Genomic DNA, 13,509 nt, shown 5'->3' with positions numbered 1-13,509 from the left:
CCGTCCGATCGCCGCCCTGTCCGGCGGACAGCGGCAGCGGGTCGCGATCGGCTCGGTCCTCACCCCGCACCCCCAGGTGCTGGCGCCGCAGTGCCACGACGGCCACGGCACCGGCGGCGCCCAGCGCGAGCAGCCCCAGCGGTGTCTTCACCAGCAGGGCGGCCGGCAGGTAGTACCAGAGCGAACCGGTGTACAGATGCCCGAACAGATAGCCCTGCCACGGTTGGTCCTCCAGCCCGAACTGCACCCGCATTCCCGCCCGGTAGGCCTCGGGCACCGGCAACAGGTCCACCAGCCGGCCGCGCAGCCCGTGGACGGCCGGGACCGGTTCGGCGGGGGAGAACCGCAGACGGGGATCGACGGCCAGATAGGCGGCCCACACGACGGCGACCGCCACCACCGCCACGACGACCGCACCGCCGATCGCCCTCCATCCCTCCCGCCGCCGACTGCCGACCGCACCCACCAGCGGGGACAGACCCTCGCGCCACCGGCTGCCGGTCAGGTGGGCGAGGAGCGGCGAGGTCTCGCGTGGGCGGGCGTCGGGCGTGTTCGCGACGGCGGACCGGGCCGCGCGGCCGCGGGTTCCGGCCGGGCCCGCGAGCGCGGACAGCACACGCCGCACCCGCCCCGTGCCCGCTTCCGGCTCGCCCGGCGGCACCGGAGCGGCCACCGACGCGGGCCCGGGCATCTCCCGTCCCCGGCCTGCGACCAGGACGGACACCGCCGCCAGCGCCATCAGCACCGGCACCGCAGGCAGCGCGCTCATCTTGGTGGCCACCGCCGCCCCGAGAGCCGCCCCGGCGAGCGGCAGATACCGGACGGGCCGCCGCCGTGCCCGCCACACCAGCCAGGCAGACGTCAGCACGAACCCGGCCGCCGGCACGTCCAGCGTGGCCAGCGAGCCGTGTGCGATCAGATCGGGCGAGAAGGCGTACAGTGCGAGCGCCACCAGACCGCCCGCCGTGCCCGTCAGCTCACGGGCGAACGCGAGGGCGACCAGCCCGAACAGCAGCGTCAGCACGATCACCGGCAGTCGCGCCCACAGCATCACCCGCCAGGGGTCGTTGCCCGACTCGTACAGCAGATGCCGGCCCACGTCCCCTTGCGTGCCGGTGTACGACGGCTCGTAGTGCGGGTCGGCCACCGCCACCCCGGCCGCGATCAGCAGCTTGCCGAGCGGCGGATGCTCTGGGTTGTAGCGGATCCGGTGCTGGTGCAGATAGTCGGCGGCCGTCGCCACGTACACCGGCTCGTCGATGGTCGGGGTCTGCCGCACGGCCGTCGTCACCATCGTCGCGGCCATCTGGGCCAGCAGCAGCGCCGCCAGCAGGGGCACCCACCAGCGCCGGTGCCGGCGCAGTCCGGCGTACCGGCGGGCCGGTGCCTCGGCGGGAGCCGTTCGGCTGAGGACCAGGTGCTGTTCGCGCGCCATCATCCGCCCCGCGGTGGCACCGGCCGAGGGACGGCGGGAACGGTCGAGGGCCCGATCATGGCCCTACTGTCGCACCGCTCCCGCCGCCGGCGGCGTCACCGCTGCACGAGTCGTACCGACAGACCTTCTGCCGTGTACACGGGTACGGCCCGCAGCCGGTCGGAGTTCACCTCGATCCGCGCTACCCGGCCCCGCAGCCGCGGCACGTCGACGACCGGCAGGACGCTGCCCTCGGCCGGCGGCCGCCCGGTGTCCAGCGCCAGCGACAGCACCGCCGAACTGCCCAGCACGGCCAGATGCCGGACCGTCAGCGGCGCCCTGCCGCCGGCGCGCAGCGTGACCTGCAGCGTGCCCGCGTCCTGCGTGTACGCGCCCCGCACCCGCAGCCGTCCGGACACCCGCAGCGTGCCGTCCGCGACCCGCACGTCCCCGTGGCCGAGGGCGTCCACGCAGCCGGCGACCAGCGTGCCCTCGGCCAGCACCGTCCCGCCCGTGTAGCGGTTGCGGCCGCTCAGCGTCAGCGCGCCGGTGCCGCGCTTGGTCAGCCCGCCGCGCCCTTCTATGTCGTTGCGCCAGGTGTCGGCGGCCGAGAATCCGCCGGCCGCCGCGTCCAGCGTGACACGGACGTCGGAGTCGAAGGCGCCGTAACCGTCCGCCGCGGCGAACAGGTTCAGCCGGCCCCACTGCTCGAAACCGTCGAGCAGCGCGTACCCGGCGGGCAGGGCAGTGCTGCGCAGCACCTCGCGGCGCTGGTCCGCGCTCAGATACGGCAGCCGGGTCTCCAGCAGCACCTCCGCGCCCTTCGGCACGGTCAACGGCATATCGCGGCCCTGCCGGGGGAGTACATAGGTCAGCCGGGGCCGGACGGCGCGCGCGTTGGCGTCCCGGTCGGCATACGGATCGGTGCCGGTGTGCGCGGCGGCGTACAGCGTGTCGGCGGTGCTGCCGGTCCGCTCGGTGAAGTAGGCGAGGGCCTGGGCGCGGGCGGCGGCCTTCAGTTCGGCGTTGGCCGGGTCGGCGAGGGTGGCCGCGGCGAGCGCGGTGGCCATGGTCCGGCCGCCGATGACGTCGACGGTGTGGTGCATGCCCGCCACGATCCTGGTGTGGCTCAGCTCGAACGCGCGGGTCACCAGCTCCTGGAAGCGCTCGGGTACGGCGTAGGCGTAGGCCAGCGCGGCCAGATGGAAGGCGTTGGTGTGCCCGCTCGGGAAGCCGCCGTCGTCGGCCGGGGAGGTGCCGCGCTGGCGCAGCAGCTGCGGCGCGACGACCACGTCGGAGTCGTACACCGGGAAGCCGAACGCGTCCGTCGTCCCGGTGTCGACGACCCGGCTGTCCTCGGTCAGGCGCCATGGACGCGGGTACTCGTAGGCGTACTTGGCGGGATTCCCGGAGGCGTACGGGCCGCGCAGGGTGTCGACGAGTTCGGCGACCTTGCCGAGCGCGGAGTCGTGCGCGCCGGCGCCGAGTGCCGAGCCGGCCGGGGCGTCCGCGGGCACGGAGTCGCTGACCGTGGTCGCGGGCGTGCCGTCGGGGGCGCTGGTGATCGACGTGACCGCTTTCGCACCCGCCGTGTAGAGGTCCGCGAGCGGGCCGAGGCCCGCGATCATCGCGTAACTCTGGTGCCGGCGGTCGTAGATGAAGGCTTCCTTGGCCTGCGCGTCGGTGCGCCGGGCCGTGGTCCGGGCGCAGTAGCGCAGGTCGGCGCGGAGCACCTCGGGGCGCTGCGGGGTGCCGGTGTTCCAGGCGGATCCGGTCTTCCACACCTGGGCGAAGCCGCCGAGGACGCGGATCACCGCGTTGGTCTCAGGCGTGAGGTTGGTGGCGACGTTGGTCCTGTAGTCGTCCACGAACGCGGCCGGTGCCGTCGCGGCCCTGGCGTCGGCCGCGGGCAGCCAGCCGGCGACGGCCGGGACGGCGAGCACGCCCGCCGACGCGGCCAGCGAGGTCGTGAGGAACCCGCGCCGGTTCAGCACGGAGGAGGGGTGTCCGGCAGGTGACGGCATGCCTGTGCCTCTCGAAAAGAAGTTGAATGAAGGAATATCTAGGGCGCGGGTGTGACCCGTCGGGGAGACCCCGGTGATCTTCGTCTGTTCGGCAGGTGAACGCGGGGTGTTCGGCGCGCGGAACCGGCAGGGAGCGGAGCGGAACAGCGGCGGACTCACAGCAGCGAACGCGCCAGTGCCACCGCCCCGTTGACGGGCGGCACCCGCAGCGGCCGCGGCCGGGCCGCCGGGAGCGTCTCGGCGAGGGCGGCGGTGAAGGCGTCGTAGAGCAGCGGCTGGGCGAGGACCGTACCGCCTGCGACCACCACGTCGTCGGCCGCCGCACCGCGCCGGGCCAGCAGCGCCACGAGCGCGGCCAGGGCGCGGCCCTGCGCGGCGATCACCGTGCGGGCGAGCGCCGAGCCCGCCGCCGCGGCGGCGAAGACGGCCGGTGCCCGCCGGCCCCACTCGGCGGAGGGGTCCGCGGCGCTCTCCAACGCCGCGCCCAGCGCCGGAACTTCGGGCACGCCGAACGCTTCGAGCAGGGCGGCCGCCAGCGCGTCCGGAGCCTCGCCGCGGTCATGGGCGGCCCAGCAGGCGCGTACCGCCTCGCGGACCAGCCCGGCCGCGCCGCCCTCGTCCCCGAGCACCGCGCCCCAGCCGCCGACCTGCACGGGCGTGCCGTCGGCGCGCCGGCCCACCGCCACCGAGCCGGTGCCGGCGACCAGACCGACACCCCGGTCCAACCCGGCGGCGGGTACGAGGAGTTCGGCATCGCCCACGACCAGCGCGGGCACGTCGAAGTGAACGCGCAGGGCGGTGCGGATCCGCGCGCACTGGCGCGGGGTCTCACAGGCGTGACCGCCCACGGCCAGGGCCGACGGGCGTACGCCGGCCGGCAGCGCGGCGGCGACCAGTTCGGCGAGCCAGCCGGCGGCGGCCACGGGGTCGTGCGGCCGCCAGCCGCCGCTTGCGCGGACGCGGTCGGCGACAGGGGCGTCGCCGGCCAGGGCGTTCAGATGCGTCTTGGTGCCGCCCACGTCGATACCGACCAGGACGGGCGGGTAGTCCTGCACGGGACCTCTCTCGTCGGTGCGCTGTGCCGCGACGGCGGGCGAACCGTTCCTGGCGAAAGGGGCGGAGCGGTCGGGAAGCCCCGGGACGGGCCTCGGGCGGATACGGCAGGCGAGTACCGTAAGTTCGTTAGGAAATTAACTAACGAAGTAGAGTGCGTCAAGAGTCCTCGTGACCTGCGACCGGTGGGAGAACCGTGGAACACGACGTGGTGGCGGCACCCCGGCTGTCCGAGAGCGCGAGCGCGGTCTTCGCCGTGCTCGCCCGGGCGGGCAGCGCGACCCGGCCGCAACTGGCGAGCCTGGCCGGACTGTCCAAACCGACGGTGTCCGCCGCCGTCGCGGAACTGCAGGGCGCCCGCCTCGCCACCCCGGCCGGCACCGCCTCCAGCGGCACCGGCCGCACCGCCGCCGTCTACCGGCTCGGACCCGACGCCGGCGCCGTACTCGCCGTCGACCTCGGCCCGGACCTCACCCGGGTCCGGGGCTGCGCCCTCGACGGGACCCTGCTCGCCGAGGTCACCGGCTCCCGGGCCGGCGCCGCCGAGGCCGTACGCGAGGCCCTCCACGCGCTGCCCGCCGGCGCTCCGCCGCGCACCATCGTCGTCGCCGTCGGCGACGTCACCGCGCGGGCCGCGCAAGGCGGCGGGATGCGTCCGGCGACCGCCAAGGCGGGCCCGGTCTACGACGCCATGGCCGTCGCGCTGCCGCCGGGAGTCCCCGTCCACCTGGAGAACAACGTCAACTGCGCCGCCCTCGCCGAACTCCACGAGGGCGCCGCACGGGGCCGGGACACCTTCGGCTATCTGCGCGTCGGCGTGGGCGTCGGGCTCGGCATCGTCATCGACGGCCGGGTGCTGCGCGGGGCGAACGGCGCCGCCGGTGAGCTGGCCCGGCTGCCCTACCCCTGGGACGACGGACGGGAGCCGCGCCTGGAGGCCCTGGAGGAGTACATCGGCGCCGCGTCGCTGCTGCGGCGGGCCGCCGAGGCCTGGCGGGATGCGGACGGCCCCTGCCCGGCGACCACCGAGCGGCTGTTCGCCCTCGCCGGCCGGGGGAGGGCCCCGGCGCGTGCCGTCGTCGCCCGCCACGCCGCCGACGTGGGCCGGCTCGCCGCCGCCGTGGCCGCCGTACTGGACCCGGGACTCATCGTGCTCGGCGGCAGCACCGGCGCGGACCCGCGGCTCCTGCCCGGTGTGCGGGCCGAGCTGGCGCGGCTGAGCTGGCCCACCGAGGTGGTCAGCAGCACGGTCGGCGAGCTGGGCACCGTCGTCGGCGCGGCCCGGCTCGCGGTCCTGCGCGGTGTCCGAACCGTGACCGAGGCCGCGTGAAGGAAGGATTGACGGCCTCCGGCTCGTTCTGCCAATGTCCGGACAAGCGCTTTCTAAGTCGGTCGGGACACCGGCTCGGGGCGGCATCCGAGCCGTATGCGACATACGGCGCGGCGCACGAGGGCGTGCTCGTGCGGCCCGGCCGGAACCGGCCGGGGATCCCGCCCGTACCCAGGCGGCGCGGCCGGGCGAGGCCGCCCCCGGAAGGCGCACGTTCCCGAGCAATGCACCCGTGCCGCAGCGACCGCGCCCCCGCACCCGTACCGCGGCGACCGGCCCGGGCCCCGTCACGCACCCCTCAGGGAGGACCCGGTGGGTCACCAGATCTCGCGCAGAACCCTCTTCCGCACGACGAGCGGGCTCGCCCTCGCAGGCGCCCTCGGCCCCGCGCTCACCGCCTGCGCCGGCGGCACCGGAGCCGGCAGCGACAACGGCGACCTGACGATGACCTGGTGGGGCAGCGACGAGCGGCACGCCGCCTACAAGAAGGCCCTCGCGACCTTCCGCAAGAACAACCCCGGGATCAGGATAGAAACCCGTTACTCGGGCTACGACGGCTACTTCGACAAGTTCAACACCCAGGTCGCCGGCGGCAGCGCCCCCGACCTGCTGCAGATGGACACCGCGCTGGTCGCCCAGTACGCCCGCAAGGGCATCCTCGCCCCGCTCGACTCCTACGTCGGCAACTCCCTCGACCTGACCGGCTTCTCGAAGACACTCCTCGCCGCGGGCACGGTCGACGGCAAGCTGTACGGCATCCCGTCCGGCATCGGCGTCAACCAGCTCACCGTCAACCGCTCCGGCCTGGAGAGGCTCGGCCTGAAGCTGCCCGACCGCGAGTGGACCTGGAACGACCTGAAGAGGATCGCCACCGACGTCCACAGGAAGAGCGGCGGCAGGGTCTACGGCGTCGACGACGGCGGCGGCTCCACCCTGCAGTGCTTCGAGATCTTCGCCCGTGAGAAGGGCCAGCCGTTCTTCTCCGACGACGGCAAGAAGCTCGGCTTCACCGCCGACACCCTCCAGGAGTGGTGGGAGTTCTGGGCCGGAATGCGGGGGGACAACGCCTCCCCGCCGCCCGCGATCACCTCCGCCGCCCACAACGACCTCACCAAGAACGCGGTCGTCGTCGGCAAGGCCCTGTTCACCTTCGACTCCGGCGTCTACGGCGCCGGCGGCTCGATCACCGACGCCCAGCTGGACTTCCTGCCCACCCCGCAGGGCGACTTCTCCGGCGCCCGCGAGGGCAACTTCGTCAACGGCGGTGTGCTGCTCAGCGCCACCAAGGCCAGCAAGAGGACCGCCGACTCGGTGAAGATCATGGACTTCTTCGCCCAGGACCCCACCGCCATCAAGGACATGCGGCTGCTGCGCGGCATCCCGCCGACCGAGAAGGCCCGTTCGCTGATCTCGGCCGGGCTGAACGAGACCGACAAGCGGAACATGGCGATGGCCGACTACATCTCCCAGCGGGTCTCCAGGGCGGCCGACGCCCTGCCCGCGCCCGTGCCCCCGCCCAAGGGCGCCGACCAGATCTGGGACCTGCTGTTCCAGTCCAACCTGGCGGTCGCCTTCGGCAAGAAGACCGTCAAGGCACAGCTCGGCGCGTTCTTCGACCAGGCGCAGTCCATCCTCGCGGGCTGACCCCCCGCCCCAGCACAGTCCGGCACCGGGAGAGGGCCAGGGAGACGATGAGCATGACCACCGCCAAGACCGACGAGGCCGCGGGGGAGGAGCCGGCGGCCCCGGCGAACCCCGCGGGCCCGCGCGAGCGCGAACGGCTGCGCCGCCGTGCCGCCAGACGGCGCGGCGGGGGATGGTGGCCGTACGTCTTCCTGGCCCCGTGGTTCGCCGGCCTTTTCGGGCTGACGGTCTACCCGATGCTGGACTCGCTGTACCTGTCCTTCACGGACTTCGACCTGCTCTCGCCCGCGAAGTGGATCGGCGCGCGGAACTACACGCACATGTTCACGGACGACCCGGTCTTCTGGGACTCGGTGCACGCCACCCTGCTGTACGTCGTCGTCTCCGTCCCGCTGAAGCTGGCGCTCGCGCTCGGCGTGGCCCTCCTGCTCAACCGGCCGCTGAAGGGCATCGGCGTCTACCGGGCCGCCTTCTACCTGCCCTCGCTGCTCGGCGGCGCGGTCGCCGTCGCGATCGTATGGCGCCAAGTGTTCGGCGGAGACGGACTGTTCAACGACTTCCTGGGCTGGTTCGGCATCAAGGGCCAGGACTGGATATCGAGTCCGGACACCTCGATCTACACGCTCATCCTGCTCGCCGTCTGGCAGTTCGGCACCCCGATGGTCATCTTCCTCGCCGGACTGAAACAGCTGCCCAAGGACGTCTACGAGGCCGCCGCGATCGACGGCGCCGGAACGCTCACCCGGTTCTTCCGGATCACCCTCCCGCTGCTCACCCCGATCGTCTTCTTCAACCTGGTCCTGCAGATCATCGACGCGTTCAAGACGTTCACCCCCGCCTACGTCGTGAGCAACGGCACCGGCGGACCGCTCAATTCGACCATGCTGTACTCCCTCTACCTGTACAAGAAGGGCTTCACCGACCTGCAGATGGGTTATGCCTCGGCGCTGGCCTGGGTGCTGTTCCTGGTCATCGCGGGCTTCACGGCGGTCAATTTCATCGCCAGCCGTTACTGGGTCCACTACGACGACTGAGCGAGGAGTCCCTCAGACCATGTCCGCGATCACTCCGAGCGTCTCACCGCTCCGCAGGCTCCGTGCGCTCACCGGCCCCCGCCGGATCCTCCTGCACACCCTGCTCATCGGCGTCGCGCTCGTCATGCTCTACCCGCTGCTGTGGATGCTCAGCAGCTCGCTCAAGCCCGACACCGAGATCTTCACCCACCCCGGGCTGATCCCCGACGAGCTGCACCCGCACAACTACTCCGAGGGCTGGAGCGGCTCCGGCAACTCCTTCTCGCTCTACATCACCAACTCGCTGATCGTCACGATCGGCGCGGTGACCGGAAACGTCGTCTCCTGCTCGCTGGCCGCCTACGCCTTCGCGCGCTTCGAGTTCCGCGGCAAGAAGATCTGGTTCGGCCTGATGCTCGGCACGCTCATGCTGCCGCTGCAGGCCACCCTGATCCCGCAGTACACGATCTTCTACAACCTGACCTGGATCAACACCTTCCTGCCGCTGATCGTGCCGAAGTTCCTCGCCACGGACGCCTTCTTCATCTTCCTGATGGTGCAGTTCATCCGCTCCATCCCGCGCGAGCTGGACCAGGCCGCGATGATGGACGGCGCCAATCCGCTGCAGATCTACTGGAAGATCATCCTGCCGCTGATGCGGCCGGCCCTGGTCACCACCACCATCTTCACCTTCATCTGGACCTATGACGACTTCCTCAGCCAGCTCGTCTACCTCCAGCGCAACGCCCGCTTCACCGTCCCCCTCGGCCTCACCCTCTTCCTGGACAAGACCAGCGGCTCCTCCTACGGCGCGATGTTCGCCATGTCGACACTCGCCCTCGCCCCGACGCTCATCTGCTTCCTCGTCTTCCAGAAGAGACTGGTAGAAGGCCTGGCGACCACCGGAATGAAGGGCTGACCAGCGTGCATCTGCCATACCAGCGCGGCCCGCTGCACGACCTGCCGGACACCCGGAAGGCGTACGACGCCGTCCTCGCCGACGTCACCGAGCAGGCCCTCGCCCGCATCACCCCCGAGGGCAGCCTCGAACACCCCGGCGCCCACGACGACATCGGCGACACCTCCCTCGGCATCACCTCCCTGCTCGCCCTCGCCTGGCAGCGCGGCAAGGACCCCAGGCTGCCGGAGGCGGTCCGCCGCAGCCTCGCCTTCCATCTGCGCGAGCGCGTGTACAGCGAGGACAACCCCGGCTACCCGAACCTGCGCCTCACCGGCTCGGGCCTGCCGTACGCCCGCTATGTCCTGGCGGCGGGCGCCCATCCGATCGGCGACTGGCCCAGCACGGTGTGGGCGCTGCTCCAGGCGGTCAACGTCCTCGACGCCGCCGACGGCCTCCTGGACGACGAACAACGGGCAGAGCTACGGCAGTTGGCCCACGGCTACTGGCGCTGGCTCACCGAGGCCACCTTCTTCAACCCGCAGGAGGCCGGCAACCAGGCCATCGGCTGTGTGGTCGGCGGCCTCATGCTGGCCCGCCATCTCCCCACCCGAGCGGGCGAGTCGGTCCGCTCCCGTGCCCTCGCGCTGTACGCCGACGAGATCCGGGCCCACCGGGTCCGTGACCGCGGTGCCCTGCTGCCGCCCGAGCACGGCGGCGCCTACGACAACAACTACGGCCCGATCTCCCTGTCCTTCCTGGCCCAGGCCCACCGGGTCAGCGGCGAGGAGATCTTCGCCGAGGACGGCCACACCCTCGCCCGCTACATCGACGCCCGCCTCACCTGCGGCGGCTACGACAACGGCGGCCCCCGCTACAGCGAACAGCACTCCGGCTTCGAATCGGTCCTGGGCCTGCGCTACTTCAGCGCCCGTGTCGGCGCCGACCTCGGCCGCTACCGGGGCGACACCAGCTGGGGCCGGCACGCCGTCCAGCGGGACGGCCGGATCGACGGGCACTTCGCCTTCATGCTGGTCTGGCAGATCAAGGACACCACCCGCTGGCACCGCACCCCGTCGGCCGCGCCCGTCCGCCATCAACTGCGCTCCGGCACCGTCTCCGTGGCCTTCGACAGTCGTATGACCCCCTCGCTCGTCGAGGCGGACGGCACCTACTACCTGCCCGCCGCCGTGCGCCGCCGGCACGGGTTCGGCCCGGTCGCCGACGGTTTCCTGCTGTGCCACCCGATGGGACAGGTCCGGGTCGCGGACGTCCGCGCCGACGGGCTCGCGGCGAAGCTGGTGACCAAGCCGGTCGTCGGCCGCGACCACGTCCTGCGCCATGTGCGCTCCCTGTACGTCACCGACGGCACGCGCCTGTGGGTGACGGTCGCCGTGGAGCCGCTCGACGGGGCGCCGTACCTGCTCTCCGGGCTGCCGTACGCCGCCGACGACGGCGACCGGGTGCGCCGTACCGCCGAGGGCGAGGTCACCTCGGCGGGCGGCCTGCGCCTCACGCACCCCGCCAGCGCCGGCCCCGACCACTTCGACGCGCGCGCCGAACTCACCCAGGAAAAGGCCGCGTTCGCGCTCGCCACCGACCCGCGCGGCTACGGCGACCCCGACGAGGGCTGGCGCCACCTGGTCTCCTCCAGCGCCCTGGAGGCCGACCCGGCACCGGGCGCACCGGCGGGGCTGCATGTGTTCGCCGTACGGTACGGGCCGGGAGGGGCGTTCGCGCCGGTGTTCGAGGAGGGTGCGGATGGGCTCACCGTACGCACGGAGGCGTTCACGGCGGTCGTCGGCGCGGTGCGGGGCGACAGCCGTGGGGAGCCGTCCCTCACCCTCCGCCGCTGAGCGTCGTCAGCGCTCGGGGAGCACCGGTGCCGGCAGTGCGGCGGGCGGCACCACCAGGTCCGCCCGCCCCCGGGTCGTCGCGACCAGGTCGGCGTTGCGCTGGTCCGTGCCCAGCACCCAGGCCACGGCCGACTCGTGGTCCTTGCCGAACTCCTCGTGCCGGGCGACCAGTCGGCGGATCCGCTCGTCCTCGTCCGTCTCGCAGAACCACACCTCGTCCAGGCACGGCCGCACCCGCGCCCACGAACCCTCCGTCAGCAGAAGGTAGTTGCCCTCGGTGACGACGAACCGGGCGGCCGGCGGCACCGGGATCGCGCCCGCGAGCGGCTGCTCCAGCACCCGCTCGAAACCGGGGGCGTACACCACCTCGTCGGTGTCCTCGCGCAGCCGCCGCAGCAGCGCCGCGTACCCGGCCGCGTCGAAGGTGTCCGGCGCGCCCTTGCGGTCCCGGCGGCCGAGCCGGTCCAGTTCCACGTCGGCCAGGTGGAAACCGTCCATGGGAACGTGCGCGGCCCGGGGCGGCCCGTCGGCGTTCAGGGCGCCCACCAGATGTTCGGCGAGCGTGGTCTTGCCCGCACCGGGGCTGCCCGCGATCCCGAGCACGGCACGCCGGCCGTCCCGGACGAGGCCACGGGCACGATCGAGGAGGTCGTCGAAGGTCAGCGGCACACAGAAGAGTGTGTCACCTGGAGTTCGCGCGCTGTGCGGCGTGTACCACTCACTGGACGGCGTCCCACGGGGAACAGTGCCGGGTATGACTCAGCTCGGTCTTCCCGACGGAATCCAGGCCTGTCTGTTCGACCTCGACGGCGTCGTCACCAAGACGGCCGTCGTGCACGCCGCCGCCTGGAAGGAGACGTTCGACGCGTTCCTGCGGGACTACGAGGGGGAACAGGGGCGGCCGTTCGACGCGGTCGCCGAATACGACGAGTACGTGGACGGCCGCCCCCGCGCCGACGGCGTCCGCGCCTTCCTCGCCTCGCGCGGCATCCACCTGCCCGAGGGCGCCCCCGAGGACCCACCGGACGCCCCCACGGTGCACGGCCTCGGCAACCGCAAGAACGTCCTGCTGCTGGAGAGGGTCCGCACCGGCGGTGTGGAGGCCTACGAGGGCACCCTGCGCTATCTGGAGGCGGTCCGCGCCGCGGGGCTGCGCACGGCGATCGTCTCCTCCAGCGCCAACTGCCGGGAGGTTCTGCGCTCCGTCGGTGCCGAGCACTTCTTCGACGTACGGATCGACGGTGTGGTGGCCGCCGAACGGCACCTGCCGGGCAAGCCGCACCCCGACACCTTCCTCGCCGCCGCCCATGACCTGGGGGTCGAGCCGTCCCGGGCCGCCGTCTTCGAGGACGCGCTGGCCGGCATGGACGCGGGCCGCGCGGGCGGCTTCGGGTTCGTGGTCGGCGTGGACCGAGTGGGCCAGACCGACGCGCTGTACGCGCACGGCGCGAGCACGGTCGTGAGGGATCTCGCCGAGCTGGGAGGCAAGGAGTGATCACCGACCGGTCGTACGCCGTGGAGCCCTGGGCCGTACGGGAGACCGCCCTCGATCTCTACGTCCTCGCGCAGAGCGAGTCGGTGTTCGCGCTGTCCAACGGGCACGTCTGCCGGCGCGGCAACCTCGACGAGGGCGAACCGCACGGCCTGCCCGGCAGCTACCTCAACGGCGTGCACGAGGCGCACCCGCTGCCGTACGCGGAGTCGGGCTACGGCTGCCCGGAGTCGGGCCAGACGGTCATCGACGGGCCATCCGCCGTCGGCTTCTCAGTTCAGTGCGACGGACAGTTGTCGCAGCAGGTCGCCCGTCGCGTCGGCGGCGAGCAGCGTGGGCAGGGTGCCGAGGAGGAGGACCGCCGCCGCGGCCGGCCACAGCTGCGGGGGCGGGCTCGTCTGCAGGGCCGCTATCCGGCGGGTGACGGCCCGGTCGGTGAAGTGCAGGGTGCAGGCGGTACGGGCCCGGCCCGCGGTGAGGGCGGCCCGGGCCAGCGCCCGGGCGGTGGTGCGCCGGTCGCCGACCGCGGCCGCCGCCTGCTCGTCGGCCCACCGCTCCACGAGGAAGCCGACGGCCTTGCGCACCGGTCCGAGCAGCGGGTCGGCCGCCGCCGCGAGCGTCGCCGCCGTGACCAACGGCCCGTGCCGGTGGGCGAGATGGGCGCGCTCGTGCGCGAGGAGGACCCGCCGCCCCGCCATCGCAACGCCCGCGGCCGCCTGAACGCCGAACGCGTCCAGCAGTTGGAGACGCTCGGCATGGTCTGGTCACACCGTGACGTCGCGTGG

10 protein-coding genes and 1 pseudogene are annotated in these 13,509 nt (G+C 73.0%); 7 read left to right on the top strand and 4 right to left on the bottom strand.

The features are described 5' to 3' along the window. The 3 genes from AB0L75_RS42915 to AB0L75_RS42905 form a co-directional block, all read right to left on the bottom strand. Positions 1 to 1,438 (bottom strand): phospholipid carrier-dependent glycosyltransferase (locus tag AB0L75_RS42915; protein ID WP_365191730.1); only part of this gene is annotated, 1,438 nt, incomplete at its 3' end. Between the two features lie 92 nt (positions 1,439 to 1,530). Beyond that, positions 1,531 to 3,438: a phosphatase PAP2 family protein gene (locus AB0L75_RS42910; RefSeq protein ID WP_365191729.1), complete on the bottom strand. Its 1,908-nt coding sequence runs from the start codon at positions 3,436 to 3,438 to the stop codon at positions 1,531 to 1,533. 155 nt (positions 3,439 to 3,593) lie between these two features. Beyond that, complete coding sequence (locus tag AB0L75_RS42905; RefSeq protein WP_365191728.1) at positions 3,594 to 4,493, bottom strand: BadF/BadG/BcrA/BcrD ATPase family protein; 900 nt, start codon at positions 4,491 to 4,493, stop codon at positions 3,594 to 3,596. A 194-nt stretch (positions 4,494 to 4,687) separates the two neighbouring features. Here AB0L75_RS42905 and AB0L75_RS42900 point away from each other — a divergent pair, with 194 nt between their 5' ends. The 5 genes from AB0L75_RS42900 (at position 4,688) to AB0L75_RS42880 (ending at position 11,232) form a co-directional block, all read left to right on the top strand. Then, positions 4,688 to 5,821 (top strand): ROK family transcriptional regulator, encoded by a 1,134-nt coding sequence (locus AB0L75_RS42900; protein ID WP_365191727.1) that lies wholly within the window; start codon positions 4,688 to 4,690, stop codon positions 5,819 to 5,821. Positions 5,822 to 6,133: 312 nt separating this feature from the next. Further along, the gene (locus AB0L75_RS42895; RefSeq protein ID WP_365191726.1) at positions 6,134 to 7,465 is read left to right on the top strand and encodes an extracellular solute-binding protein; all 1,332 of its coding nucleotides are present in this window, start codon (positions 6,134 to 6,136) and stop codon (positions 7,463 to 7,465) included. Positions 7,466 to 7,518: 53 nt separating this feature from the next. Further along, positions 7,519 to 8,499, top strand: coding sequence for a sugar ABC transporter permease (locus AB0L75_RS42890; RefSeq protein ID WP_365191725.1), 981 nt, complete (start codon positions 7,519 to 7,521; stop codon positions 8,497 to 8,499). Between the two features lie 19 nt (positions 8,500 to 8,518). Continuing rightward, the gene (locus AB0L75_RS42885; RefSeq protein WP_365191724.1) at positions 8,519 to 9,397 is read left to right on the top strand and encodes a carbohydrate ABC transporter permease; all 879 of its coding nucleotides are present in this window, start codon (positions 8,519 to 8,521) and stop codon (positions 9,395 to 9,397) included. Between the two features lie 5 nt (positions 9,398 to 9,402). After that, positions 9,403 to 11,232: a hypothetical protein gene (locus AB0L75_RS42880; protein ID WP_365191723.1), complete on the top strand. Its 1,830-nt coding sequence runs from the start codon at positions 9,403 to 9,405 to the stop codon at positions 11,230 to 11,232. Positions 11,233 to 11,238: 6 nt separating this feature from the next. Here the strand turns inward: AB0L75_RS42880 and AB0L75_RS42875 are convergent, their stop codons facing one another. Continuing rightward, the gene (locus AB0L75_RS42875) at positions 11,239 to 11,901 is read right to left on the bottom strand and encodes a nucleoside/nucleotide kinase family protein (protein WP_365191722.1); all 663 of its coding nucleotides are present in this window, start codon (positions 11,899 to 11,901) and stop codon (positions 11,239 to 11,241) included. An 85-nt stretch (positions 11,902 to 11,986) separates the two neighbouring features. Here AB0L75_RS42875 and AB0L75_RS42870 point away from each other — a divergent pair, with 85 nt between their 5' ends. Together AB0L75_RS42870 and AB0L75_RS42865 are read left to right on the top strand one after the other, a co-directional pair. Beyond that, the gene (locus AB0L75_RS42870; protein WP_365191721.1) at positions 11,987 to 12,727 is read left to right on the top strand and encodes a beta-phosphoglucomutase family hydrolase; all 741 of its coding nucleotides are present in this window, start codon (positions 11,987 to 11,989) and stop codon (positions 12,725 to 12,727) included. Beyond that, positions 12,724 to 13,509: pseudogene (locus AB0L75_RS42865) on the top strand (hypothetical protein); the annotation flags it as partial. The gene AB0L75_RS42870 and the pseudogene AB0L75_RS42865, both read left to right, overlap by 4 nt.

The organism is Streptomyces sp. NPDC052101 (assembly GCF_040680235.1).
Lineage (GTDB): Bacteria > Actinomycetota > Actinomycetes > Streptomycetales > Streptomycetaceae > Streptomyces.
Note: the sequence above shows the minus strand (reverse complement) of the source record. Positions and strands in the feature narration are given on the sequence as shown.

What these genes read in the sequence shown, in the direction of transcription:
- AB0L75_RS42870 (WP_365191721.1), top strand. Translation starts at nt 11,987, where the DNA reads ATGACTCAGCTCGGTCTTCCCGACGGAATCCAGGCCTGTCTGTTCGAC.
- AB0L75_RS42885 (WP_365191724.1), top strand. Translation starts at nt 8,519, where the DNA reads ATGTCCGCGATCACTCCGAGCGTCTCACCGCTCCGCAGGCTCCGTGCG.
- AB0L75_RS42910 (WP_365191729.1), bottom strand. Translation starts at nt 3,438, where the DNA reads ATGCCGTCACCTGCCGGACACCCCTCCTCCGTGCTGAACCGGCGCGGG.
- AB0L75_RS42890 (WP_365191725.1), top strand. Translation starts at nt 7,519, where the DNA reads ATGACCACCGCCAAGACCGACGAGGCCGCGGGGGAGGAGCCGGCGGCC.